27 protein-coding genes are annotated in these 25,696 nt (G+C 59.5%); 25 read left to right on the forward strand and 2 right to left on the reverse strand.

The window, feature by feature from the left end; all coding sequences use genetic code 11:
* Window positions 1-7: 7 nt before the first annotated feature.
* The 25 genes from MPZ60_RS08905 (at window position 8) to MPZ60_RS09025 (ending at window position 24,976) form a co-directional block, all read left to right on the forward strand.
* Window positions 8-313, forward strand: coding sequence for a Mor transcription activator family protein (locus MPZ60_RS08905; RefSeq protein ID WP_242881792.1), 306 nt, complete (start codon window positions 8-10; stop codon window positions 311-313).
* An 84-nt stretch (window positions 314-397) separates the two neighbouring features.
* The gene (locus tag MPZ60_RS08910) at window positions 398-1,258 is read left to right on the forward strand and encodes a TIGR04255 family protein (protein WP_242881791.1); all 861 of its coding nucleotides are present in this window, start codon (window positions 398-400) and stop codon (window positions 1,256-1,258) included.
* A gap of 94 nt (window positions 1,259-1,352) precedes the next feature.
* A complete protein-coding gene (locus tag MPZ60_RS08915) occupies window positions 1,353-2,168 on the forward strand; it encodes a hypothetical protein (protein WP_242881789.1) in 816 nt (271 codons plus the stop codon).
* Between the two features lie 160 nt (window positions 2,169-2,328).
* The gene (locus MPZ60_RS08920; protein WP_242881788.1) at window positions 2,329-2,772 is read left to right on the forward strand and encodes a hypothetical protein; all 444 of its coding nucleotides are present in this window, start codon (window positions 2,329-2,331) and stop codon (window positions 2,770-2,772) included.
* Window positions 2,773-2,899: 127 nt separating this feature from the next.
* Window positions 2,900-3,133, forward strand: a complete 234-nt coding sequence (locus MPZ60_RS08925; protein WP_045839672.1) for a hypothetical protein — start codon at window positions 2,900-2,902, stop codon at window positions 3,131-3,133.
* A gap of 74 nt (window positions 3,134-3,207) precedes the next feature.
* Complete coding sequence (locus tag MPZ60_RS08930) at window positions 3,208-4,713, forward strand: phage portal protein (RefSeq protein ID WP_242881787.1); 1,506 nt, start codon at window positions 3,208-3,210, stop codon at window positions 4,711-4,713.
* A gap of 5 nt (window positions 4,714-4,718) precedes the next feature.
* On the forward strand, window positions 4,719-6,116 hold the full coding sequence (locus MPZ60_RS08935; RefSeq protein WP_242881785.1) for a S49 family peptidase: 1,398 nt from the start codon (window positions 4,719-4,721) through the stop codon (window positions 6,114-6,116).
* A 32-nt stretch (window positions 6,117-6,148) separates the two neighbouring features.
* Window positions 6,149-6,514 carry a head decoration protein gene (locus MPZ60_RS08940; RefSeq protein WP_242881784.1) on the forward strand — a complete coding sequence of 122 codons (366 nt, stop codon included), beginning with the start codon at window positions 6,149-6,151 and terminating at the stop codon, window positions 6,512-6,514.
* Window positions 6,515-6,543: 29 nt separating this feature from the next.
* Window positions 6,544-7,584: a major capsid protein gene (locus MPZ60_RS08945; protein WP_045839669.1), complete on the forward strand. Its 1,041-nt coding sequence runs from the start codon at window positions 6,544-6,546 to the stop codon at window positions 7,582-7,584.
* A gap of 10 nt (window positions 7,585-7,594) precedes the next feature.
* On the forward strand, window positions 7,595-7,930 hold the full coding sequence (locus MPZ60_RS08950; RefSeq protein ID WP_242881782.1) for a hypothetical protein: 336 nt from the start codon (window positions 7,595-7,597) through the stop codon (window positions 7,928-7,930).
* The gene (locus MPZ60_RS08955) at window positions 7,923-8,396 is read left to right on the forward strand and encodes a hypothetical protein (protein WP_242881780.1); all 474 of its coding nucleotides are present in this window, start codon (window positions 7,923-7,925) and stop codon (window positions 8,394-8,396) included. Before MPZ60_RS08950 ends, MPZ60_RS08955 begins: the two co-directional genes overlap by 8 nt.
* Window positions 8,397-8,421: 25 nt before the next feature.
* Complete coding sequence (locus MPZ60_RS08960; RefSeq protein WP_242881779.1) at window positions 8,422-9,093, forward strand: phage tail tube protein; 672 nt, start codon at window positions 8,422-8,424, stop codon at window positions 9,091-9,093.
* 44 nt (window positions 9,094-9,137) lie between these two features.
* On the forward strand, window positions 9,138-9,593 hold the full coding sequence (locus tag MPZ60_RS08965) for a hypothetical protein (protein WP_242881778.1): 456 nt from the start codon (window positions 9,138-9,140) through the stop codon (window positions 9,591-9,593).
* A 473-nt stretch (window positions 9,594-10,066) separates the two neighbouring features.
* On the forward strand, window positions 10,067-13,225 hold the full coding sequence (locus tag MPZ60_RS08970; protein WP_242881777.1) for a phage tail tape measure protein: 3,159 nt from the start codon (window positions 10,067-10,069) through the stop codon (window positions 13,223-13,225).
* Window positions 13,226-13,227: 2 nt separating this feature from the next.
* On the forward strand, window positions 13,228-13,584 hold the full coding sequence (locus tag MPZ60_RS08975) for a hypothetical protein (RefSeq protein ID WP_242881775.1): 357 nt from the start codon (window positions 13,228-13,230) through the stop codon (window positions 13,582-13,584).
* Window positions 13,581-14,042 (forward strand): DUF1833 family protein, encoded by a 462-nt coding sequence (locus MPZ60_RS08980; protein WP_242881774.1) that lies wholly within the window; start codon window positions 13,581-13,583, stop codon window positions 14,040-14,042. Before MPZ60_RS08975 ends, MPZ60_RS08980 begins: the two co-directional genes overlap by 4 nt.
* On the forward strand, window positions 14,042-14,446 hold the full coding sequence (locus tag MPZ60_RS08985) for a hypothetical protein (protein ID WP_053282533.1): 405 nt from the start codon (window positions 14,042-14,044) through the stop codon (window positions 14,444-14,446). The genes MPZ60_RS08980 and MPZ60_RS08985 overlap by 1 nt, the downstream gene beginning before the upstream one ends.
* Window positions 14,437-20,637 (forward strand): DUF1983 domain-containing protein, encoded by a 6,201-nt coding sequence (locus MPZ60_RS08990; RefSeq protein ID WP_242881773.1) that lies wholly within the window; start codon window positions 14,437-14,439, stop codon window positions 20,635-20,637. Before MPZ60_RS08985 ends, MPZ60_RS08990 begins: the two co-directional genes overlap by 10 nt.
* A gap of 203 nt (window positions 20,638-20,840) precedes the next feature.
* The gene (locus tag MPZ60_RS08995; RefSeq protein ID WP_242881771.1) at window positions 20,841-21,596 is read left to right on the forward strand and encodes a hypothetical protein; all 756 of its coding nucleotides are present in this window, start codon (window positions 20,841-20,843) and stop codon (window positions 21,594-21,596) included.
* Window positions 21,593-22,831, forward strand: coding sequence for a hypothetical protein (locus tag MPZ60_RS09000; RefSeq protein ID WP_242881769.1), 1,239 nt, complete (start codon window positions 21,593-21,595; stop codon window positions 22,829-22,831). The genes MPZ60_RS08995 and MPZ60_RS09000 overlap by 4 nt, the downstream gene beginning before the upstream one ends.
* A gap of 170 nt (window positions 22,832-23,001) precedes the next feature.
* The gene (locus tag MPZ60_RS09005) at window positions 23,002-23,397 is read left to right on the forward strand and encodes a hypothetical protein (RefSeq protein WP_242881767.1); all 396 of its coding nucleotides are present in this window, start codon (window positions 23,002-23,004) and stop codon (window positions 23,395-23,397) included.
* Between the two features lie 2 nt (window positions 23,398-23,399).
* Window positions 23,400-23,690 carry a hypothetical protein gene (locus MPZ60_RS09010; RefSeq protein ID WP_242881765.1) on the forward strand — a complete coding sequence of 97 codons (291 nt, stop codon included), beginning with the start codon at window positions 23,400-23,402 and terminating at the stop codon, window positions 23,688-23,690.
* 10 nt (window positions 23,691-23,700) lie between these two features.
* Window positions 23,701-24,018 (forward strand): hypothetical protein, encoded by a 318-nt coding sequence (locus MPZ60_RS09015; protein WP_242881764.1) that lies wholly within the window; start codon window positions 23,701-23,703, stop codon window positions 24,016-24,018.
* Complete coding sequence (locus MPZ60_RS09020; protein WP_045839658.1) at window positions 24,015-24,485, forward strand: lysozyme; 471 nt, start codon at window positions 24,015-24,017, stop codon at window positions 24,483-24,485. Before MPZ60_RS09015 ends, MPZ60_RS09020 begins: the two co-directional genes overlap by 4 nt.
* Window positions 24,482-24,976 carry a hypothetical protein gene (locus MPZ60_RS09025; protein ID WP_242881763.1) on the forward strand — a complete coding sequence of 165 codons (495 nt, stop codon included), beginning with the start codon at window positions 24,482-24,484 and terminating at the stop codon, window positions 24,974-24,976. Before MPZ60_RS09020 ends, MPZ60_RS09025 begins: the two co-directional genes overlap by 4 nt.
* Here the strand turns inward: MPZ60_RS09025 and MPZ60_RS09030 are convergent.
* Both MPZ60_RS09030 and MPZ60_RS09035 read right to left on the reverse strand, forming a co-directional pair.
* On the reverse strand, window positions 24,957-25,394 hold the full coding sequence (locus MPZ60_RS09030; protein WP_242881762.1) for a type II toxin-antitoxin system HicB family antitoxin: 438 nt from the start codon (window positions 25,392-25,394) through the stop codon (window positions 24,957-24,959). The two genes, MPZ60_RS09025 and MPZ60_RS09030, sit on opposite strands and share 20 nt — an antisense overlap.
* Window positions 25,395-25,458: 64 nt before the next feature.
* A complete protein-coding gene (locus MPZ60_RS09035) occupies window positions 25,459-25,635 on the reverse strand; it encodes a type II toxin-antitoxin system HicA family toxin (protein ID WP_053282542.1) in 177 nt (58 codons plus the stop codon).
* Window positions 25,636-25,696: the final 61 nt, after the last annotated feature.

Genomic DNA, 25,696 nt, shown 5'->3' on the forward strand with positions numbered 1-25,696 from the left:
TAAAAATATGAGCAATAAACGCCTTGAACTGATCGATATCCTGCGTGAAGAGCTGAATGCTGCAGGTCTGTGCTTCGGTGTCGATCGCGCTACGGACCTGACTGAAAGCGTGCTGCGCCGGGTGGTCACCCGCATCGGCGGCATGAATGCCTATGCACGAAGCAGCGTGAAAAGTCGTGAGGAGGTTCGAGCAACTGTGCTTCGTGAGTTTGATGGTACGAACTGCAAGCAACTAGCAAGGCGCCATGGCGTTTCAGCAAGGACCGTCTACCGCTGGGTCGCATCCGAGCGAAGAGAACTACGGGGTATCTAGGGTGTTGAATGACCTTTAGAAAGCTGGTGCTTATCCTTAAAAATGTTAAGCTCATCTTGAATAAGTTGACTAACAGGAAAATTAATGATGTCTGCGGCGGATAAGGTTGGTTTTAAACCTCTACACGAGGCTCATGCCATCGAGACGGTCGTAGTGAGTGTTCAATTCCAGCAGCCGTTGCCGGATGAAGTTCTGCGTGCTGCCTTTCAGGTTGCAGATTCGTTTCATGAGCGTCTTAGTGGCAAGCAGGAAATGCGAAGTATGGGTGTTCGCATTGGGCCAGAAGGTGTGAGTCAAATGCAGTCTCCGTCAGCTGCGCTACCCGATGGGCTTGTCAGGTTCCGCGCAAACCCTAGTGCTGTCACTGTTGAGGAGTTGCGGGTAGAAAGGCAATCTCTAACATATGTGACTCAGATATATGGTGGATGGCAGCACTTTTGGCAGGGCGCTAGCTCACTCATTAATCCTGTGCTCACTTCAATTGCCTCCGCATTAGGCATTGGTACAGTTACCTCCTATGCGCTGACCTACATAGATAGGTTTGTTTGGGAAGGTGAGCCGTCTCAATGCAAAGCTGGCTTGCTTCTGAATGAAAGTACTGCGTTCGTAAGTCCATTTGTCTTAGGCTCTGAAGATCTATGGCATTCACACAGTGGACAGTTTTTGCGGGTCAGTGATTATGTGAAAAGACTTATGGTTGTTAACCTGGCTTGTGTGGATGAACCTGCACAGGATGAAAATTATAATTCGATAAAAAAGAGAGTTGTGCGTATTGAAAGCAGCGTTAGCGATGTCTTTAATCAAGAAGGCTTCTTGAGAAGAGATGCTGATGAATATAATATTCAATCCGAAATAAATGAAAGGTTTGCATCGCTTCATGAGAAGCAGCGAGATATTCTGCAGAATATTTTGAATAAAAATATGCTTAAAAAGATTGGGATGTAGTATGTTTCAGGTACAGACATTTCAAGAGCCGCAGAGAAACTATCTGGCTACCCCGGTAACGGGTGATGCTTATCCCCGCTCGGGTGCTCGACCAATGAGTTCAACTCTTGGTTTGATTTTTCACGATTATGGTAGGGAAGCGAAGGATTATTTCGCTACAACAATTAGACAGGTAGATAGTTCTACTGGGCTATTTGAAGATGTTGCTTATTCACTTGCGGGGCAGATTAGGCATAAGATTGCACCTTTAAAAGCTCAAGCAAAGCTTGCATTAACTAAGCGTGTAAATACTTTTTACGAGTTAAAAGACGCTTTGATAAATGAATATGGAATTTCTAAATCTGAAGACCCATATGTAGAGTTCAAATCGGCTAGAACCTTTGAGACGAGTGATAGCTGTTGGACGTATGGCATTGAAGCTCCCAGTCAAGGGTTTGAAGCCTATGAGGCTTGTGAGAACTTATTGTCGAAATTGGGTGCGGCAACATTAAGAGACCATATTTTGATTTCCGGTGCTAGGGCTGAGCAAAGGGCATTGGATCAACTAAGGCCGACGACTGAGCATGAGCATGCTATTGCGGAACTTCGCCAGTGGCACGACTTACAGGCAAACTGGGATGGGGAAGGAGCTGATGCGCCTCGGCGTGAATCCTTGGAAGCCGCCTCGCAGCTGATTTGTCTAATTATGTGGGGCTTCAAGGCGCCCGAGCCTATGCTGCACGCTAATGGGCGAGCAGGATTGCTATGGGATGATGACGATTTGTATGGTGAAATTGAATTTCTGGATGAGAATAAATTAGCCTACTACTTTCGAGATCAGCAAGGGAAACATAAAGGCGAAGTTATATTTGAGGGAAATGAGATTCCTGATGCGCTTAAAGTTTTAATTCCTGAGGAAAATGCCGTCTAACTGCCAGCAATTACATACAACTACAAGGTTTTCAGATGAGAGAGTGCAACAGTTCTCAGCTAGTAAACCAAGTTGCGCATGTGAAAGTGAGACACTTTCAGTTCATTCGCCTGGGCTTATTCGACACGATGAAACAATTCTTCGTGTTGTGGTTTCGCCTATGCACGTAAACAAGAAGAAGCCAAACGAAGTTAAATCTAATTTTCTTTCTCATGCGGAAACTAGAGGAGTCTCAATGCAGAGATCCCCGATAGCGTCGATTGGTGAGTTGGTTAACTGTATTTCTAAAGTTGCAGCTGGGGATGATCGTTGCTGGCTGGGTTATGTAGAGCTGAGCGCGGAAAACATTAGATCAATTCGCTCTGAAGACGGATCTCAGATGTACTGTGTAGCTGATGCTGCAAATGAAGAAAATCCAGCGCATGCTGAGATTCACATGTCAAGTGATATGCCTGATGCAGATAGATTAGAGTACAGAGCAAAGCTGACCAAAAAATTTGGAAAGATAAAAGGTCGAAAAGCTCTTTATGACGGAAAAGTATGGGATGCAATGCCTGAGGAAATTAAAGCGAAAGAAACTCCAGAAAGGTTTATTGAAGATTAACTCTTCTTGACAAAATTCTTAAAGGCGGGAGATTAAATTAGATCTCCTGCCTTTGTAGTTTTTGTTGTGCCAAAAATAGTGACAGTGTCACAAGTAACTGTCACAGTAACGCGCCGACCATCGGCGCATGGGACTTTATAGCCACTACAGCACGCAGCAGCTCACCGATCTTCGGGATCGCCTGAGCGTGGCCCATGAGCAGCAGCTCACTGGTCCCAGTTCCGCCAGCGGTCACGGCCGCTCGGTCCAGTTCCGCGACACAAGCGTCCGTGATCTGCAAAAGCAGATCAGCGACATCAACGATGAGTTGACCCGTCGCAGCGGCAAGCGCGCACGTCGACCCATCTATCTGGTGGGCTGAACATGGCGCGCAAGAATCGCAACAGTCGCCACCTTCGTGCCGCCGCCAGCGCCTCTCATGGTTCGCGTGCTGGCATGACTGCGTATCAAGGGGCGTCGCACTCCGATCTCGCATTTTCTGGCTGGCATCCCTCGCAGAGCAGCGCTGATGCAGCATTGCTGCCCGAGCTGGGCACCCTGAGCAGCCGCTCGCTGGACCTGACCCGCAACAATGGTCTGGTCTCCGGTGGCATGCAGACCATGCGCGACAACATCATCGGCGCGGTGCTGCGTCTGTCGTCGCGCCCCGATTACCGCCTGCTGGGCTGGACACCTGAGCAGGCCAGGGAGTGGGGCAACAACACTGAGGCTCACTTTCGCAGCTGGGCCGATACGACAGAGTGTGATGCAGCGCTCACTTTGAATTTGCTCGGGCTGACCACGCAAGCGTTGACCAGCGGCATGACGACTGGAGATGCGGTGGCACTGCCGCTGTGGCGGCCTCGCCCTGGGATGATCTGGAACACCAGGCTGAGCCTGATCGCATCCGCACGACTGGGGACGCCGCCTGGGCTCTCCGGCATGCCGCGTATGCGGGAAGGCATCGAGTTCGACAACGACGGTGCTCCCGTCGCTTATCACTTTCAAAAGGCGCATCCGGGCGATGCGCCCTACCTGTCAGGTTCTGAGGCCATGGATTTGACCCGCTGGGAGCGGGTTCCGGCGTTTACAGAGTGGGGCCGCCGTCGGGTTGTGCATCTCCACGACAAGGAACAGACGGGGCAGTCCCGTGGTAAGCCCATCCTGGCCGCGGTCATGCGTGAGTTTCACATGGCCGGCAAGTACTCGCAAAACGAGTTGCAAGCCAGCATGGCCAACTCCCTGGTGGCGGCGTTCCTCGAGTCCAACATGGACCAGCACTCATCCGAGGAGTTGTTCGGAGATGCGCCCCGCGATGCTTGGGAAACGTCGATGGAAGAGGCCCAGGCCATCCGCAAGCTGGAAGGCGCGGCCATCATTCCTCTGCCAGCCGGAGCCAAGGTCAGCCCATTCACGCCAGGCCGCCCCAACGTGGCCTTCGAGGCATTCATGCTGGCCGTGCTGCGCAACATCGCTGCCGGTCTGAACATTCCCTATGAGCTGCTGGTCAAGGACTTCAGCAAGACCAACTATTCCTCGGCTCGGGCTGCTTTGCTCGAAGCCTGGCGCTATTTCCACGGCCGTCGCCGTTGGCTGACCGACTACTGGCTGCGCCCTATCTATGAGCTGTGGCTGGAAGAAGCCGTCAATGCCGGCGTGATCGATGCACCCGGCTTCTATGAAAAGCGCTATGCCTACACACGCTGCCGCTTCATCTTTGGTGGCCGTGGATACGTCGACCCGGTGAAAGAGGCCGAAGCCGCCCAGAAGCGCATGGAGACGGGCCTTTCCACCATGGAAGACGAATGCGCAGAGCAGGGTAAGGACTACGAAGAGGTTCTTGACCAGCAGCGCATTGAGGACCAGATGCGTGCCGAGCGTGGACTTCCTTCTCTGTATGAATTGAGCAGGGGCCGTTCTCCAACTACCAAGGCCGAGAAGCCTGCCGAGCAAGAGGAATGAAAACCATGAACGCATTCAATTTTCATCCTCACATCGCTCAGCGCGTCTTCAACACCCCGCTGCTGATGCATCCCCAGAAGCTGGACGCCATCATCGCCGGGGTTGGCCAGAGAGTGCTTGGCACATCTGCCCCCTTGATTCAGGTGGGCGAAGCCGCGAAAGCCGAACTTGCGCCGGAGATGTTCACCACTAAGCGCGGTCAGCGCACAGATCGCGGCTGGCGTCTGGTGGATGGTGTCGCTGTGGTCAATGCCATGGGCGCATTGGTACATCGCACACGCCTGGAGGCCGACAGCACGCTGCTCATTGGCTACAACGATATGGCTGCCGACATGGAAGACGCCATGGCACATCCTGATGTGCATGCCATCTTGCAGGTCTATGACACGCCGGGCGGCGAAGTGGCTGGTGCTTTTGAATACGGCCAGCGCATCTTCGACATGCGCGGTCGCAAGCCCATCGTTGCAATTGCCGACGGCATGGCAGCCAGCGCCGGATACCTAGGCGCAAGCGCTGCGGACGAGGTGGTCATCACCTCTACGGGCTATGCCGGATCCATCGGTGTGGTGATGCGGCATGTGGACTTTTCCCGTGCCCTTGCGAACGAGGGCATTCAGGTCACTCACATCTTTGCCGGTTCACACAAAGTAGACGGCAACCCTTATGAGCCTTTGCCGGTTGCAGTACGTGAGCACCTACAGGCCGATATCGAGGGCCTGTACACGATGTTTGTGCAGGCGGTCTCCAAGCATCGTGGCCTCAGTGAGCAGGCCATTCGTGACACGGGCGCTGCTGTCTTCCGTGGCCAGGCGGCCATTACCGCAGGACTGGCCAGCCGCATCAGCACGACCGACGCACTGATTTCCGAATTGTCTGCGCGCCGTGCGCGGACGTACCCCGCTGGTGGGCAGCCCGCCCACGGCACCGCTGTCTCGAAAGGAGCACACATGAGCAGCACCGCACCCGAGGCGGGCAACCAGCCCGCAAATTCCAATGTCGCTACCGCTTCATCGGCGCATGAAGCCCGCATTTCCATCGCTGCAGCCCCTGCAGGACAGGTGCAAGCATCAGCAGATGCAGCCCGTGCTGAAGGGGCTGCCGCGGAGCGTGCGCGTGTAAGCGCCATCCTGGGTCATCCCAACGCATCCGCCAATCCAGCCATCACACGCCAGTGCATCGACACCGGCCTGACAGCCGAACAGGCAAAGGGCTTTCTGGATGCCGCGCCACAGGCCGTTGCTCCTGCAGCTCCGGCCGCAGCTGGTGGTGCGTCCGAATTCTCCAAGCACATGGCAGCCATGGGTAACCCTGCCGTGTCGGGTGTCGAGGCCAAGAACGGCGATCAGGGCATGGATAGCGGTGCTATCCAGAGCAGCTGGGCTGGTGTCTTCGGCGCCAAGTAACGCTGAAGTCTGAAAAGTAGAGGACTCAAAGCATGACGATTCTTACAGAAGGCCCCCGCAATGCGGGCTACCTGGTCAGCGAGGCCAACGGCACTCGCTCGCGCGAAGTGGTGACCTTGGCGGCTGGACACATTTACTTGCCTGGCGCAGTTCTGGGCAAAGTGACTGCTACCGATAAGTACGGCCCGCTCAACCCGGCCGGCAATGACGGCAGCGAAAAGGCTGCGGCCGTGCTGTACGCAGGCGTGGACGCCACTGATGCCGACAAGCCCGGCGTGGTTACCGCACGCGACAGCGAAGTGCAGGCCACCGAGCTGATCTACCCCGCTGGCATCACCCCTGAACAGACAACCACTGCCCTGGCTGACCTGGCCGCGTTGGGCATTGTTGCGCGCTGATCGGCGCGCGGAAAGGAAAAGGAGCACTCATGGCTCACATGGACATCTTCCGCCACAACGCTTTCCAGATGGTGGAGCTTTCGGTGGCAATTCAGAACGCACCCTATGTGCCCCAATACCTGGGCGGCCTGGGAATCTTCACGCCTAAGCGCGTTCGCACGGCCACCATCTCGGTGGAAGACAAGGGTGGTGTGCTCTCGCTGATTCAAACCAGCGAGCGTGGCGCTCCCATCGAGCAAGCGAAGGGCGAAAAGCGCACCATGCGTGATTTCCGCTCTGTGCGAATCGCCCGCGGCAAGACTTTGAATGCCGCTGAAATTGATGGCATCCGCGCCTTCGGTACCGACAGCGAGCTCCTGGCGGTGCAAAAGGAAGTCGGTGACATCATGAATGGCAAGACCGGCCTGCGTGCTGCTGTCGAGCTCACCCATGAAAACATGCGCCTGGGCGCTGTTCAAGGCCGGGTGCTGGATGCCGATGGCAGCGAGTTGTTCAACTGGTTTGATGCCTTTGGTATTGCGCAGCCTGCCGAGATCAACTTCGACTTCGCCAACGCCACGGCTGAAGGCGGTGAGATCCGCAAGAAGTGCAACCAGATCATTCGCAACATGGTCAAGGCGTCGGCTGGAGCCTGGATCAACGGACAGACCTATGTTGTGGGCCTGTGCGGCGACAACTTCTTCGATGATCTGACCCAGAACAAGGAAACGCGCGGCACCTACCTGAACCAGCAGGAAGCCGGCGATCTGCGTAACAGCGTAGGTCAGGCTTATGGCTCGTTCACCTACGGCAACATTTTGTTTGTGAACTACCGTGGCACGGATGACGGCAGTACCGTGGCAGTGGGTACGGACAAGTGCCGCTTCTTCCCAGTGGGTGCACCTGACGCCTTCATTTCCGGCTTCTCTCCTGCGGAGTTCCTTCCTTTTGTGAACACGCCTGGTCAGGATGTGTATGCCATGGTGGTGCCCGACAACGAGCGCCAAGCATGGGTAAAGCCCGAGGTGTACAGCTACCCGCTGATGATGTGCACCCGTCCTGCAATGCTGCAGCGCGCTAAGCGAGCCTGACGGGTAGGCCATGCAGCCCTTCAACCCACAGGCCCATGCCAGCCTCGCGCCCTTTTCGGGCGTCGAGCAGCTCATCAATACCTCCGTCATCGCGATGCTGGCCAATGCCACTGCAACCTGGCGCGGTGGTGAGCCGTTCGCTGTCATCTTCGACAGCAAGCCCCATGACGGCCTGGGGGTTGGTCAGTTTGAGCCGAGCTGCACCCTGCCACTGGCCTCCGCGCCTGGCCTTGAAGAAGGCGATGTGCTGGTGATCAACGGCCAGGAATGGGAGGTGATCGAGCCCGTGGTCGCTGACAGCTCGGGCTGGGCCACGGTGCTTCTGCGAAGGGGCGGCAATGGCTAAACCCAATCACCTGCAGCTTCAGATCCTCGAGTCACTGCAGGCCGTGCTTTTGGCTGCCAACACCGATGCCGGCACTCGTGTCCGTGTCGAAGGGCTCAACAACCTGCCGACATCGTCCCTGCCAGCGATCGAGATCGAGGTCAGCGATGAAGAGATCGAGCGCCGGACTTTGGGCTCTGGTGGTCGGGCCACGCTTCAGCGGGACTTGATTGTGGAGGTCGGCTGCCTGGTCAAGGGTGGCGGCGACTACCTCAAGCGCGCCAGCGAGTTGATGGCTCAGGTCGAAGAGGCGCTGTTCCCTGATGGGCCTACCGAGCTTGATTGCTTGCTGGACGGCAGGCCTCGCTTGAGGGGTACACGGCCGCAGCACGACGACCGCGGCGCGGATCCCGTTTATCGCATCCGTATCGGCTGGATCTTCCGCTATTTCACCGCCGAGGGCCGTCCACGTGCCCTGGGCTCCTGATCACCCCTTTTGAAAGGAATTCGCCATGAGCTCCGAAGACGTCCAAACCTCTGCCGGCAGCACCCTGCTTGTCTGCCCCAATCGCCCTACCGAATACACCCCTGCCGGCTACAAAGCCCTGCAATGGACCGAAGTCGCTGAAATCACCGACCTGGGTGAATTCGGCCGCGAATACAGCAAGGTCACTCACAACGCTGTTTCCACGCGACGCACCATCAAGCGCAAGGGATCATTTGATGAAGGTGCCATCACTCTGCCCATGGCTCGTTCCAAGAACGATGCCGGTCAGAAGCTGATGGCTGCTGCCTCTGGTTCTGATGACAGTTTCAGCTACAGCATTCGTCTGCAGGATGGCACTTGCCACTACTTCACGGCGCAGTGCATGTCCTTCAAGACCAATGTCGGCAGCGTGGACAGCATTACCGGCAAGACCGCTGTGCTGGAAATCGATAGCGACATTCTCGAGGTCGAACCTCAAACCTTCCAGCTCAAGTATGAGGCCGGCGTCAACGGCTCCATTCTGGGCGTTGCCATTCAGACCGTGGCCGAAGGTGGCAGCGGCACGCCTGTTACTGCCAAGGCTGCTGCCGGCTTTGCCTTCGAGAAGTGGAGCGACGACAGCACGGACAACCCGCGTGTGGACACACAGGTCACCGCCGCCGTCACCGTGACAGCCAGCTTCGTTGCCGTGCCCTGATCAATTGGGTGCACTCACTTTCATAAAGATTCAAGGAAATAGACATGGGTCTCATCAAGCGTTCCTCTCTCCAGACCGTCCAAACCGGATCCCTGCACCTCAAGGATGCACGCGGTATCCCCATGATGTTTACGCCCGAGGTGGGCGAGGGCGGCAAAGAACCGAAGCCTCAACCAGTCATCGTCACGATCTACGGCCCTGGCTCCGAGCAGCATCGCAAGGCCCAGCAGGGCGCCAAGCAACGAATCCTCGATTTGCTGCGCCAGGCTGACGATGAGGGTCGTCCGCGTGAGGTGTCCGAAGAAGAGCGCTTTGCCAATGGCGCTGATCTGCTGGCCGATACGGTCGAGAGCATCACCGGCTTTGACTTTGAAGGCCTGACGCAGCGCGAGTTTCTGCGCGACCTGTTTGCCGACCCCTCGTGTGGCTACATCACCGACCAGGTCAACGCCTTTGCAGGTGACTGGGCAAATTTTTACAAGGGTGCAGCCGCCGCCTGACGCTGCACGTTCGCACCCTGGCGTGGCTCAGCGCCACGCTCAAGCCGTCGACTCCATCCAAGAAATCCAGCCGCAGTGAAGAACCACCGCTCACACGCCGCCAGAAACTGGCAGAGGAAGGCCGCACGCACGATGTGCCTGACGCCGGCCCTGCTGCGTATCTGCTCGAGTACCTCTGGGATTTTGGCCCAGCAGAGCACAACGGCATGGGTTTGGTGCCCATTGGCTATCTGCAGATCAGTGCCTGGCAGCAGGTTACAGGTCTGCGGCTATCGCCCTGGGAGAGTGCAACACTGCGGCAGCTCTCGTGCTCATACTGCGCAGAGCTGGCAACGGCCACGGACCCCATGGCTGCAGCACCTGGCAGTGCAAATGAAACCCCAGAGCAGGCTGCTGAGCGCCGTGAACGCGTCAGTGGTGCTTTGTCAAGCATGCTCCGTAGACGCGCAAAACGTATCCGTTGAGGTGCAAGCATGAGCGAGAGCGTGCAGTTCCTCAAATTCGTCATCTCGGGTGATGATGCCGAGCTGGCAGAGGTCGTAGCGCGTTCGCGCAAAACGGTCACAGGGCTGTTTGACGTTCAGACTGCTGGTGCCAAGCGCCTGGTTGATTCCTCGGTCTATGTCAATGGTTGGCGCGAGTCCTTGCTCGAGGCCAGCGGCGCCGAGCAGCGCATGAGCGCCACGGCACTGTTTGAGGCCCAGCATCAGTCTGCGAAGAAGCTGGCCACGGATGCTGGCTATGTTGACTTCTGGGTCAATGCGCTGCATCAGCAGGAGGCGGCTGAAAAAAAGGTCGCCTCTGACAATGCCTTTCTGAAGTCATTGCAGGACCGCTCGAGCCAGATTGGCAAGACCACCGCTGACATTCTGGAAATGCAGGCTGCCGAGCGTGGGCTGTCCGCCCAGGCCGCGCCCATGATCGCCCAGCTGCGGCAGGCCGAGAAGTCTTTCGGGGCCACCGGGGTCAGCGCAGCCCAGACGGCCGCGGCCATGCGCATGGTGCCCGCGCAGTTCACCGATATCGTCGTTTCCCTGCAGGGTGGGCAACAGCCGCTGACGGTGCTGCTTCAGCAGGGCGGCCAGCTCAAGGATATGTTCGGCGGCACTGGGGCAGCCGCAAAGGCATTGGCCGGCTACATACTCGGCTTGGTCAATCCCTACACGGTTGCAGCTGGTGCAGTCGGCGTCTTGGCTCTTGCTTATTACCAGGGCAGCCGTGAAGCAGACCGCATGCGTGCGGCGGTGATTGAGTCGGGCAATGCTTCTGGCGTCACCATGGGGCAAATGCGCTCCTATGCCACAAGCATCGATGGGGTGATCGGCACTCATGGCAAGGCCGTTGAAGCAATTACTGCCATGGTGGCGGCAGGCGTGCGCGGGGGAGACCAGCTGCGCGACTACTCGGAAGCTGCGATTCGCTGGGAGCGGGCTACAGGCACGGCTGTTGACAAAACCGCCGAAAAATTTGGCAGCCTCCAAAACGAGCCTCTGAAGGCAACCCTCAAGCTGAACGAGGGCACCAACTATCTCACCTCGTCGGTCTATCTTCAGATCAAAGCGCTGGAAGAGCAAGGGCGCACTACGGAAGCAGCCCAGGTAGCGCAGAAGGCTTTTGCGGATTCGCTGGTTTCACGGTCAGACGAGATGGTGAAGCACCTGGGCCTGGTTGAGCGTAGCTGGATCGCCATCAAGGACGCCATCAAGGATGTCTGGGATCTCATCAAGAGCGTTGGCCGGGAGTCTGCTACCGAAGACCTGCTTAAAAAGCAGCAGGAGACGGTCGACAACCTCCGAATGCTGGCGGATAGGTCCCCGTGGAATGCCAGTATCAAGCCGAAGCTTGCTGCTGCCGAGGCGCATCTCGATGTGCTCCGCAAGCAGCAGGCCACAGAGAAAGAAACGGCAGCCGCAGAGAGTGCTCGTGCCGTCAACCTGAAGGCGACGGAAAAATGGGAGGCCCTTCTCGATCAGCATGCCGACAACCAGGCAAAGAAGAAAAAGGCACTTCTCAAGCTCGAGACCGAGTATCAAAACAAGCTCAAAGCCGTTGGCGACGACCCGACTGCCAGAAAGCGGGTGGACCAAGAATACCTGCAGCTTCAGAAAGCCACCGAGGAGCAGTACAAGGACAAGGGTGCAGCCGCTGGCGCCAAGAGAGAGCAGACGGCTTATGAGACCCTGATCGCCAGCATCCGCACCAAGGTGGACGAGGTCAAGAAGGAGCTTGAAGTCGAGCGCGAGCTCACTGACAGCCAGAAGATCCGAGCGAAGCTGGATAACGACGTCGCAGCAGGCCGTCTCAAACTATCTGACGCTCACCGCAAGAATGTCGAAGCGGCCCTTGCCGATCTGCAGGCCCAGGAAAAGCTCGCAGACGCCCGCAAGGGGCGCAAGCTGACCGATCAGCTGCTGTCGGAAAACTCTCCGCTGGCTCCCGACTTTGCACAGCAGTGGCGCCAGATTGGTGCTGCTTACGACGGTACTGCTGAGAGTCTTGACCGCCTGACTCAAGCCCAAGCCGTGCTGTTGGCCAAACAGCCCTTCGCGCAGCAGGCTACTGCTATTGCTCAGGCTCGTGCCGAGGCCGAGCAGTACCTGGCCACCATGCAGCGCGCTCAGGGGCGTGAAGTTCAACTGGTTGGAATGGGTGGGCGTAGCCGTGAATATTTCAACGGCATCAACCAGATCGAAGATACCTACGCGAGCAAGCGTTATGACCTGGGGCGTGATCGGGAGCGTGAGCGTGTACGTTCTGGCGGTGAGCTGCCGCAGAAGCTGAAAGACTACTACGACCAGCAATTCGCGCTGAATGATGAATTCGAGCGCAAGGCCAAGGCCAGCTATAGCAGTACGTTTGAGGCAATAGGGCAGGCCCAGAGCAACTGGGTCAATGGCGCCACTCGAGCATTCGACGACTACGCCGCCAGCGCGGCCAATGCGGCCGAGCAGACCGCTGGTGTCTTCAATCGCTTGTACAGCGGCTTTGAAGACAACGCCATTTCATTCGCCATGACTGGCAAAACCTCTTTCAAGGACTATGCCCAGTCGGTGATCTCCGATCTGATTCGGATCCAGCTCAGGGCACAGATGGTGTCCATTCTGGGCGGAACGAAAGGTAGCGGTCTGTTGGGCACGCTGATCTCTGGGGTGACCAGTCTTTTCGGCGGAGGCATGCAGGCTGCCGGCGTACAGGCTTCTGGTGCGGAGACCATGGCGGTCTCGGGATGGGGCTCGGTAAGCGGTGTTGATCTGGGCCCGGTGGCTGGCGGTCGCGCCAATGGCGGCCCTGTGACGGCAGGCAACCTCTATGAGGTCAATGAAAGAAAGATTCCTGAGCTGCTCAACATCGGTGATCAGCAGTTCCTGATGATGGCCGGCGCCGACGGCTATGTGACACCACTGCAGTCGGCAGGTTCTGCACCCGCAGGCAGCGGGCAGTCTGCCCCTGTACGCATTGACTTGCAGGTGATCAATCAAGGCGCCCCTGTGCAGGCTCAGGTCCAGTCTCAAAACCGAGCAGACGGCAGCGTTGCCATCAAGTTGTTTCTGAATGCCGTTGCTGAAGACATGGCCGGTGGCGGTGTTACGGCGCGCGCTACCCGGCAGCGCTTTAACTTGCAGGAGGCCTGACCATGGCGCAGCTACCAGACTATCTCACCATCCTGCTGGACGATACCGGCGAAGAGTTCGACCCAGGCGTCATCAAGAGCGAAATGGAGCGCGGCATGGCCAAGGAGCGCGTGGGCCAGAGTCGTGTCGTGGTGGAAGTGCCCGTCACGCTCCTGTTCGACAGTGCGGCAGATGCTGAGTCCTTCAACGACTGGTACTTCAACACCATCAAGCGCATCGGCTTTTTCACCTGGACAGATCCGCGGACTAAGACGGTCCGCACCGGCCGCTTCAAAGACGCTTCCATCGGCAAGCTGGTGCCCACTATTGCCGAGTATGCGCAGAGCAAACGCTCGTGCGTGCTGGAGTACCTGCGATGAGCAACTTTCGCACGCGAAACCAGCGCGTTACCAATGATGTCGGGCATATCGAGCTGCTCGAGGTGAGCAACCCCAGCTTTTCGGAGTCCATGTACATCTGCAATGACGTGCAGGACTTCGTGAGCCGCGGCATCAGCTATATCGGCCTGCCTTTTGGCTTCACGCTCCCTGATGACGTGTCCGGTCAGGCGCCACGCATGCGCCTGGCCATGGACAACGTGGGCCGCGGCGTCAGTGACGAGCTCGAGCGCCGCCAGCCGGGCACCACCACGATGGCCAAGCTGATTATCGTGCCGCGCGATCAGCCCGATGTGCACCAGCACGTTTACTGGCTGCCCATGACCAGCGTGAGCATCAGCGGGGCATCTGCCCAGGCAACCTGCAGTGTGGATGAGCTCATGCGCCGTTCGGCCTGCCTGCAGATCGCCAACCCTCACACCTTGCCGGGGGTCTTCTGATGCTGGATGCCACGCAACTGGATCGCTTCACCGGCATCCCCTATTGCCCGCGCCACATGGACTGCGCCGACCTGGCCCTGCTTGTGCAGCGCGAGCTGTTCGGTCGTCAGGTGGTGCTGGCCGGCAAGCGGGCACGACCGCTCGAGCTGGATGCGCAGGCTGCCGCGATTGCCAGCTATTGCTCAGAGCTGGGCACAGCCGTGGAGCAGCCCCAGGACGGCGATGCCGTGCTGATGCGTGACTTTGACGTCGAGCAGGCCGGTCATATCGGCATTTACGTGTTTACCAATTACGCACCGCATGTGCTGCACACCTCCCACAAGCTGGGTTCGTCTGTGCTGCACCGAGTGCAGGACTTACAAGGCTACGGCCTGATTGTTGAGGGCTACTACCGATGGAAGTGAATCGCGCTGAGTCTGCTGCTGTGGCTGCCGTTGGCGGGGTGCCTGCCGATGTGCTGGACACGGCGGGTCGCTTGGTCGTCACGCCTAATGCGCTGACGCTGGACGGTCAGCGTAACGTGCCGGCCGATCTGCAGCCCGGAGAGAGCCTGGCGTCTTTCCTCGAGCGTCATGTGCCCGGTATCGACTCCGGGGCCTGGACAGTGATGATCGGCGGGGCCGTGGTGCCCCAGGCCATGTGGGTGCACACCTTCCCCAAGCATGGGCAGTTGATCGCCTGCCGTGCCGTGCTGCGCAAGAGTGCCCTGCAACTGGTGGCCATCGCTGCGCTGTCGTATTTCACGATGGGGGCTGGAGCGGGGTGGATTGCGGGGTCATTCGGAGTCAGTGCCGGAGTGGCCGGTGCCATTGGGCTTGGCATGTTTATGGCCGGCTCGGTGCTGATCAACAAAGTACTGGCTCCCAAGATCCCATCGGCACAGTCTCTGGCCCAGAAGCAGATCTACAGCCTGAGCGATCAGCGAAACACCGCGCGGCCGTATGAGCCTATTCCCGTCCTCTGGGGCGAGATGCGCGTGACGCCTGACCTGGCCAGCAAGTCCTATGCCTGGTTCGAGGGCGACGACCAGTACATGAGCACCATCTTGCTCGGCGGCATCAATGTGCACAGTGCAGCTGATCTGGCCATCGGTGACACGCCCATCGGTAACTATTCCGATGTGAGCGTCTACTACAACGGCTTTTCCGGCATGACCAGCCAGAATGTCCCCCTGTATAGCAATGTGGATGCCGTGGCCGGGGCGGAGTTCGTCAACGGCGGCGACTGGATCACGCGCACGGGCTCGGCGGGGGCCGGCGTGCTGCAACTGGACATCGAGGGCCAGTTGTATGACGTAGGCGGCAAAGGCAATATCAATGCCAACTGGGTCGATCTGACGATTCAGGCTCGTTTAGTCGGTGCGCCTGCCTGGACCACGCTGAGCAGCAGCACGCTGACCAATGCCAGCACCGATGTCCTGCGCCGCACCTTCTCGTTTGATGTGGCGCCTGGTCAATATGAAGTGCGTGCCAAGCTGGGCGTGCCGCGCTGGAACGATGGCGGCTCTGGCGATGCCTGCAAGTTCTCCTGGGTGTCACTCAAGAGTGTGCAGGCCGACGCGACCGATTACAGCCAGTGGGGGCGGATCGGCATCAAGATCCGCTCATCCGGGCAACTGAGCGGCAGCCTGGACCAGGTTCGTGCCACCTATCGCGCCAAGCCGATGCCGATCTGGACGGGTACCGAATGGGCCACGGCCACCACGCGCGCAAATGGTCTGTCCAACCCCGGCGCCATCCTGCTGCAGACGCTGCGAGGTGTGTGGGCGACGGACAGCCAAGGTCAGCGCGTCCTGCAGTTTGGCTTTGGCCTGTCCGACGAGCAGATCGACATCGAGGGCTTGAAGGCCTTCATGCTGCATTGCGCGGCGCGCGGCTACACCTATGACAAGTGGATCACCCCCAGCATGTCGCTGGGCGCCTTCTGCGACGAGGTTGCTCTGGCCGGTATGGGCGAGTTCGCCTGGACCGACGGCAGCCGCCCCACGGCCGTCTTTGTGACCAGCGGCCAGCCCAACAGCGCTGTGGTCAACATGGCCAACATGCTCAAGGGCGGTTTCAGCGTGGATTACGCGCTGAGCAATGCTGCCGATGGCATTGAGTACCAATGGCTGAACCGTGACACCTGGGAGATGACGACCCTGCGCGTGATGGCCCCCGGCGTGACTACCATGCTCAGCCCGGCCCGCGTGACTGGTGAGGGCATCACCAGCGAGGCCCATGCCGCTGTCATGGCCCGCTACCACTTAGCCCAGAGCCTGTATCAGTACAAGACCGTGCACTACACGGCAGACATTGAGCATCTGGACTATCGCCGGCTGTCGGTGCTGTCGGTCTCCCACGACCTGACGCAATGGGGTTTTGGCGGCCGGGTGATGGCCGCACAGAATTTGGGCGGCGCAGGCGTGCTGCTGCAGCTCGATGAGCTGGTGCCACCTATGGCAACGGCCTATATTGGCCTGCGCGTGCCTGGTGAGCGGGACTATCGCGTCTTTCAGGTGGATGCACTGGAGATCGAGTCCGATTGGGTCAGGCTGACTGATCCATGGCCCGCAGATCTGGACTTCCCCGGCGAAGGTATCGGCAACCCCGCGCACGACACCCTGTGGTGCTACGACTTCAAGGCAACGCCCGGCTATCGCGTGCGCGTGACTGGCATCGATCCCGAGTCGGATCTCAAGGGCGCGCGCATCACGGCCGTGCCCGAAGGGCCTGAGTTCTGGGACTACGTGCTCAACGGCACCTATGTGCCCGCGCCCAACCAGAGCAGCATTCCCCAGCTGGGTCGCCCCGTCGTCAAAAACCTTCGCGTTGCCGAAAAGGTCAATCTGCAGGGCGATACAGAGTGGTATGAGCTGTCCTGCGTCTGGGATGTGGAGGGCGATTGCGACCATGCCCAGGTATGGGCAGGCCGTGACGGGTCCGAGCTGCGCCTAGTGGACGGCAACGCCCAGGGCGCCCGCAGCACCTTCCGCATCGATGGAGCTGGCGAGTGGCTGATTGTCGTGCGCCCGTTCAATGCGAGCGGCCAGGCCGGGCAGTCGGCAACGCTGCTCTACATCACCACGATGACGCAGCTGCCCCCGCGCAACCCCGGCACCTTTGTGGTCCAGCAGGTTACCGGTGGTCTGCGCCGCTTTGCTTGGTTGTACGCCAGCGACAAGCCTGCGGCATTCGCAGGAGTGCAGATCCGCTACCTGCCAGGCGATATTTCGCTCAGTGTGGATATGTGGGATGACATGCAGCCCCTGGGCGAGGCAGGCGACATCTACACGGCCCAGTTCGAGACGACCAAGCCGCAGGCCGGCCTATGGACCTTTGGCCTGCGCGCTATCGATACCGCTGGGCAACTGGCAAACGGTATCGTGCGCTTTGCTATCACCCTGGACCAGAGCTTTGACCAGATCCAGCAACCGGATCTGACGCCACCACCGCTGGTGACCGGACTTGCTGCCGTAGGCATGTTCACCAGCGTGCAGGTCACCTGGGATGTGGCGAACTACGCCCAGGGCCACGGCCATGCCCGCACCATCATCTATGCGGCCGAGGGCGCCGGGGCGCAGTTTTCTGCGGCGCGCCAGGTGGCCGAGGCCTTTGGCGGGCCTGCCTCCTTCACCAGCGACCCGGCCACCGCCTGGAGCATCTGGGCCAAGCACCAGTCCGTTGATGGCGTGCTGTCTGATCTGCCGGCTGGTCCCGTGGTGGTGGAGACTGGGCAGGACCTGCAGAAGGTGCAAGAGGCGCTAGGCGGTCACATTTCTGAATCTTGGTTGGCCAATAGCCTGGGCCAGCGCATCGATCTGCTGGACAAGGACAACGGCCCGCTCGGGCGTAGCCTGGTCACGGCCGCTCAGCAGCAGGATGCACTCAATCAGTCCGTGCGCGGCAACATCAATCAGATGGCAGAGGGTCTCCTCGAGGCTGCGCTGGCTGCTGACAGGGCGCTGGAGCGCATCACCGACGCCGGCGTGTATGTCGATCCGGCCACCGGCCAGGTCAAGATCTACGGCCTGGAGCAGACGAATGAGCATGTGACCACGCTGCAGATTCTGCTCGATGCGGTGCAGGGCCAGATGCTACTTAAAGCCAGCACGGCTTATGTGGACGGCAAGATCGCTGAGGCTGTGCTGTCGCCTGCGGATCTGCTCCTCTATGAGGGGATCGATGCGCGCCTGATCACTGTGACGCAGGAGCTCGACAGCATCAACGGTCGGCTGACGCAAAAGGCTGATGCCTTGGAGCTGCAGGGGGCACTGGTGCGCCTGACCACAGCCGAGAGCAATCTGGATGCACTCGGTGGTCAGATCGCCCTGCGGGTCACGCGGGCCGAATACCAAGCCGATCAGGATGCCTTGCAACAGCGCATGGGCAGCGCCGAGCTCACACTCAGCGCCCTGGATGTTCCGGCCATCACGGCCACGGTTACGGCCACCAGGCGCAATGAGCGCGATGCGGAGAAGACGGCTGAAGCGCTGCTGCGCGACATCCTCTCTGGTGAGCGCAATCGCGAGCAGGCTGCTGATGCGTTAGCGTTCGCTCGCAATCAGCTCAGCGCAGCGATCACAGACGGTTTGGCCGCAGAAGCCCAGCAGCGCCTGGAGCTGGCGGCCGTTGTCGGCGCGCAGGGTGCGGCACTGACCCAAGAGTCCAAGACCCGCGCGGACGCTATTTCTGCTGAAGCGCTCTCCCGTCAACAGCTGGCAGCCGAGACGCAGCGCGGGCAACAGAGCCTGGCTGCTGACATCGAGCAGGAGGCCGCGACTCGAGCGAGCGCTGTCTCTGCAGAAGCGAGCCAACGTCAACAGCTGCAGGCCGTGGTTGAAGGCAACCACGAGGCTGCAATGCAGGCAGCCCAGTCTGCCAGCGATGCCGCCGGCGGCAAGGGTAAGGTGATCTTTGGCAGCTCGCAGCCGGCCGCAGTCGACAGGCTGGCGCAAAACCTCTGGATCGACACCGCAGGTGGTGCCAATACGCCCAAGCGATGGAGCGGCACGGCTTGGATCGTTGCGACGGACAAGGTAGCCACCGATGCAGCAGCCGCTGCAGCCGCCGCCCAGGCAAAAGCAGATGAAGCCGCTGCAGCCATCCTGGTGGAGTCGCAGACGCGGGCAACGGCTATTGAGGCAGAAGCGACCCAGCGGCAGCAACTGCAGGCAACTGTTGGCAGCAACCACACGGCGGCTATGCAGGCGGCTCAGGCCGCCAGTGATGCGGCAGGGAGCAAAGGCAAGGTTCTCTATGGCGCATCAGCGCCTGCTGTCGCTGATCGTCTGGCGCAGAACCTTTGGATTGACACCACGGGCGGGGCGAACACCCCAAAGCGCTGGAATGGGTCTGCATGGGCCGCAGTGACTGATAAGGCCGCTACAGACGCTGCGGCTGCGGCAGCCACGGCGCAGTCTACGGCCAATAACGCGGTGGCAGCCATCCAGGCTGAGCAGTCGGTGCGCGCCAATGAGACGGGCCACCTCGGCGCTCTGTACTCCGTGCGCATGCAGCTGTCGCAGGGCGGGCAGCAGGTGGTTGGCGGCTTTGCACTCTCAGGCACCTCCAACGGCACGGCGGGCCCAACCATTGACTTTGGTGTTATGGCCAATTCGTTCTGGATCGCTGCGCCCAGCGGCTCGCCGGCTGGCGTGTCCAACGTCAAGCCGTTCTCGGTGCAGACCACGGCGCAAACCATCAACGGGGTGGTGGTGCCTGCCGGCGTCTATATGGATGCCGCTTACATCAACAACGTGACGGTGCTCTTCGGGCGCTTTGGCACTTTGCTGGCTGACAAGATCCAGGCCACGGCCATCAGTGCCAGCCAGCTTACCGCCGGCAATGGCGTGATCGGCGGCAGCTTGAAGTCAAGCAACTACGTTGCCGGCTCCAGCGGCTGGATATTGCGCCCAGATGGGATGGCCGAATTCTCGGGCGTCACCGTGCGCGGCACGATCTACAGCACTGCGGGAACGATTGGGGGCATCACCATCAATGGCAATGGCCTGAACGCGGGCGGCTTCTGGGGCTATGTGTGGCCGCCGGCGGGGCAGAGTGGCTTTCACATCGGGCCTAACGGCATCTTGTTGGGCAACGCCAATAACGGCAGATACATCGAGATCCAAAGCAGCGGCAACATCTATGCGCCAGGGCTGCGCATCGAGAACGGAAACGCGACCTTCTCCGGCAACCTTTCCGGCGCATCGGGCACCTTCAGCGGCACGTTGACTGCGCAGCGTGTCATTTCCATGGAGAACCTTGACTACAACATCGCGACGGTTGCAGTAGGGGTTACGGCAGGGGATCAAGTCTCGCCTATCAATGCGGAAATTCTCGGTGTGACGGCGCCAGCTGCTGACTGGAGTGCGACGTACATCGTCAGTTTTTATGCAGAGGTGAGGGCCGGCACCAGAGGGGTTTTGCAAATACAGGTGGATGGTGGCACGCAATTCGAGTTTTCGTTGAGCGAAGGCGGCATGAAGTCTTTCGGCTTCACGTTCTCGGGTAACGGGCTAACTCGTCGTGTGCGCCTCTATGTGGCCGGCAACAACACGGCGCCAGTGTCATCGGTAATTGCCCGTTCCATTTCAGTAATCGTTTCCAAGAGGTAACACCAATGCGCTACGCAATGCACCGTGCTGGCGAGACCGCCATTTTTCAGATCCTTGAGTGTCCCGAATCCGTCGTGGCGGAGATTACGCCCACTGGTGTGATCTGTGTCCCGATTGGCATCGATGTGTCGGATACGACTCACCTCATCGTGGACGGTAACGCCGTACCCATTCCGACAAGCACCAATCCATAAGGAGCAGAAATGGCCTGGTACAGAACTGGCACCGTCGCGGTGACCAACAACAGCAACGTCATCACCGGCACAGGCACCTCATGGGTGGATGGTGCAGCGGTTGGCGAAACCTTCCTGGGGCCGGACGCGCAGGTCTATGAGATCACGTCCATCGTGAGCGGCACCAGCTTGCGCATCAGCCCGAACTACAAAGGCAGCACGGCCACGGTCCAAGCCTACGCAATCATGCCCACCCAAGGCTATTTGCGCGACCTAGCCGCGCAGGCGGCTGCACTGGTCAATAGCTATCAGGCGGTGCGCGATGGAGCCGGGGCCGGCAAGTTCGCTGCAGGCACGGCGGCGGCGCCCAGTCTGCGCGGCGCAGCCGACGAAAACACCGGTCTCAACTTCCCCGGCGCAGACATCCTGCAACTCATTACCAATGGGGTGGTGCGGTTGCAGATCGCTGCCGATGGAACGCCCAGCGGTGTGTTTGTGGACAAGCTGCCGGTCAGCGCCGCCACTCAGACTGCAATCAACGACTTGGCTGCCGCTTGCGTTGCGCTGTCGGTTTTGGGGACTGGCCCCGATCAAGTTCCTGCAGGCATCCACTTTGGCACGTTGGCGGCCCTGGATGACGTGAGCAGCTTGCAAGTGCAGTGCCATACGCCCATGAGCAAGCCGGGCGACATCTGGCGCGAATACATCAGCGACACGCAGACCGCGCAGAAATTCCACGGCTTTGATGGCGTCATTCGTACCCTGGCAACCGAGAGCTGGACATGACCACATTGCAAAATTTCCCGGCCCATCGCCCCAGCCTATTGCTGGACTTTGCGCGGTCCAAGCGCCTGCACCCGCAGCTACGCTTTACGCGGGCCAGCACGGCTACCTGCTACACGCCCAGCGGCAAGCTGCGCACGGTTGCCAACAACGTGCCGCGGATTGACTACGAGCCCAAGACGGGGCGCTGCCTGGGCCTGCTGGTTGAGCCCACGCGCACCAATACCGCCCTCAATAGCGACACCTTCTCTAGCTGGACCAAGAGCCGCTCGACGGTTGCCGATACAACGGTGCCATCACCCGACCCCGCAAAGTTTGCCAAGAAGCTTGTCGACAACACCGAGCTGAATGAACACGTCGTCAACTACGCATTCACCCCAGCTGCAAGCACCACCTATGTGTTCTCGTGCTTTTTGAAGGCCGCCGAGCGCAACTTTGCCTTCATCAGTATCCGCAATTTTGCCAATCAGGTTACAGGCTACTCGGTTGGTATCGACCTGACGACCTATCAGACCTATGGTGCGCCTCTGAGCACCGCTGGCGAAGTCTTGACGATTACGCCGCTGCCGGATGGTTGGTGCCGTGTGAGTTTGAGCACGACAACGATTGCTGCCCCTGTGGGGACGGTCACTCCCACCATAGGCGTGAAGGACAGTCTCACCGCCCCGGGCACTTACGTGGGTGACGGGACTAGCGGCATCTACATCTTCGGCGCGCAGGTAGAGGTGGGGTCTTCGCCTTCCTCCTACATCCCGACCGCCGGCGCGGCAGTGACTCGCGCGGCCGAGGTGGCTTACCTGGATGTGCAGGACGCCTTGATGCGCGATGGTTTCTCGTGGGCCTTCGAGGGCTCGGGCGACTATGCGGGAGAGTACCCCTGCATGTTTTCTGACAGCGTCAACACGCTGGGCGGCTATGTCGGTGCGCGCTTTCCAACTGGCAGCGTGTACATCAACAGTCCGGAGGGCGGTCGCTCTGCAGGTGTTGGTGCCAGGCCTGCCGTGGGGAGCTGGTTCCGTGTTGCGGCAAGCGTGGCGAATGACGGCTCGGGCGGTATCTCACTGAATGGGGTCACGGGCGCGGGGCAGCTACGCGATGCGGTGGACTTCTCCATGCGGCGCTGGCTCAAGTTCGGAGCCACCACATCGGCGGTAAATGGCATCTGGCGCATCGGCCGCATTGCCATTTACCGGCAGACCCTATCAACGACTCAACTGCAAAGACTCACGCAATCATGACAGTCTTCCTTCAATTCACTTCGGGGGCTGCTGCTGTCGTGGCATTTGCTCCATGGTCTGACGGAGTCGAAATTCCGTCATATGTCGACGCAGTGGCTGTTGATGTTGTCGGGGTGGTCATCAAACCGACGGGCGATGTACAGCAGACCCCGGATGGGGAGGTTGCTGTGATGACACCCGTGCCTGGATTTCACATCAACCTGAGTGATCGCATTCCAGAGCTGCAGCAGTATGAAATCGAGCCACCAGCCACGCCAGATCGCATTTTCGCTGGCAGTGATGTCGTGGACCCGCCGCGTGTACCGGCCGAGGTGGCTCGCTGGCAAGCCAAGCTGGCCCTGATGCAGCGGGTGGATGGGCAAGGTGTCACCCTTTGGGATCGCCTGCAGCAGCTGCGCGAGTCGCTTACGGATGCCAAGCAGCAGACCATGCTCGATGCGGCCATGAATGAGGTGCTGAGCTGGAAGCGCCCCAGCCCCACGGTGCTGTGGGCTGCCGAGCAGCTTGGGCTCAGTGCCCAGCAGGTGGATGAGCTCTTTATCTACGCGCACGCGCTGGAGCTGTAGCCATGGACTGGACACCTTTGATTCATGCGCTGATCGCCGTGCTGACCCAGGTCCTGGTCGGCCTGGTGCTGGGCAACTGGTGGTTGGGCGGCGCGCTGGCCTGCAGCTGGTGGCTGGCGCGTGAGCACACCCAGGCCGAATACCGCTGGATTCAGGCGTTTGCGGGCGGGCACCGCACGGGCATGCCCTGGTGGGGAGGGTTTGATCCCAGGGTATGGAACTGGGCCAGTGGGCTAGATGCGCTGGTACCGGCGCTGTTCTGCCTGCTGCTGTTCATTACGACCAAGCCATAGGAGGGGGCTGATGGAGGAGCTAATCGATGAACTGCCCGTGCTGGAGCATGAGCAAATTAGAGAACGGTTGGACGAAGGGAGTGAGCGCATGGCAACCATCGAGCGCGATCTGAAAGCCTTAGCGCAGGGCCTTCATGAGGAGCGTCAGGAGCTGCAGGAGCTCAAGCAGCAGCTGGCGGAAATGCTGGAGTTTTTCACCGCCATGAAGGGCGCTTTCAAGGTGCTGAATTGGGTGGGCAAGGTAGCCAAGCCTCTGGCGGCCATCGTCATGTTGGGCGGTGCCTGTGTGGGCTTCTGGACTGCAATCAAAGGAGTGACAAGCCGATGAGCTGGAAAGAAAGACTTATCGCGGCCATTGGCGGCGCTGCAGTGGCCCTGGCCGTGCCCTTGGTGCAGAAGTACGAGGGCACAGTGCTGCGCAGCTACCGAGACCCGGTCAACGTGTTGACCAGTTGCACTGGGCACACCGGCCCCGAGCTGCGGGATGGGCAAACGTTCACCCGTGAGCAGTGCGAGGAGATGCTTTACAAGGACTTGGCCAAGCATGCCGACGCCCTGAGTTGCGTGCGTGCGCCGCTGACGGACGCCCAGCGCGCGGCATTCCTGAGCTTTGCCTTCAATGTGGGGGATGACGCTTTCTGTCGCAGTACCTTGGTGCGCAAGGCCAATGCCGGCGATATGGATGGCGCCTGTGCCGAGCTGAGCCGGTGGACCTACGCCGGCGGCAAGCAACTCCCCGGCCTGGTCAAGCGCCGCGCGGCCGAGCGGCAACTGTGCGAGCGGGGGCTGGCATGACAGGCGCGTCCCGCATCTGGCCGTGGCTGGCCCTGGCTATAGCCCTGCTGCTGGCTGTGCAGACCCAGCGGCTGGCCAAGGTCGAGACTTCACAGTCAAAAGCTGCGGCTGCTCAGGCTCAAAAGGCGCAAGCTGCGACAGAAAAAAAAGCAGAGGCCGTGGTAGAGCACGGCACTGCCCAACAGGAAAACACCCATGACTACACGCAAGAAATGGCCCGCCTGGAGGCTGGGCGCGCTGCTGACGCTTCCCGCATTGCAGGCCTGCAGCACGACATCAGGAGCGCTGCAACCCGCAACGCCCAGCTTGCCGGTGACGCCGCTGCCTGCCGAGATCTCGCAGATCAGCACCAGCGACTCGCAGCCCGTGCTGCAGGAGGCGCGGGCGTGGTTGGCCAGCTTATCGGTCTGGTCGAGCGCCGAGACGCCCAAGTCAGCGCCCTGAAAGGACAGGTGCAGGTCGACAGGGCGCTTATCGAGCGGCTGCAGTAGCTGAGCGGCGCACGCCTAGCTCCAGATCAAGGCCCATGGTCGCCAGGGCTTTGGCGATGGTGTCGATCTTGGTTGCATGCTTGAGGTCCGTCAGCCGGTTGACTTCTTGTTTAGTCGTGCCCATGCGTGCTGCCAGGTCGATGGGGCGCACGCCTTGATGCACCATCTCGTTGAGCAGCAGCACCTTTGCCGACACGCTGGCCGGCAAAGAGATAAGCACCTGGCCCTTGGCGGCCTTGGATGGCTCAGGGACGGCGCGGCGATCGTCAAAATAGAAGTCCATCGCAGTCAGTAGCGCATCATGGGCCATGGATACGGCCTCATCGTAGGTATCGCCGCAGGTCAATGCCTCCGGGATATCGGGAAACGAGACCATGAAGCCATCACCATCGGGCTCGATGTTTGCAGGAAATCGCATTCTTTTTCTCCATGTTGTCGGGGTTCCGGCAAATCCAGTAGGTAGCCCCTTGCGGGGCCACCTCCTATTTAAGTCCTAGCTGTTTCAGAATCGCTTTTCTGAGTCCTTCGCCAATCTCTTGGCTTGGGTGCCGGGGCATTATTGTTTGCTTGCCGTTCAGGAAAACCTTCAAGTGGCGTGTGCCGTGGCTGAAAGTTGCTCCCTGCGCAGCGAGCCATCTCTGGAACTCGCTTTGCTTCATGAACCCTCCCTGTGTTGAACATGGCTCAATGGTAATCAAATATGTTTACTTCTGCAAGAGA

The organism is Comamonas sp. 7D-2, from assembly GCF_022749555.1.
Classification (GTDB): Bacteria; Pseudomonadota; Gammaproteobacteria; order Burkholderiales; family Burkholderiaceae_C; genus Comamonas; species Comamonas thiooxydans.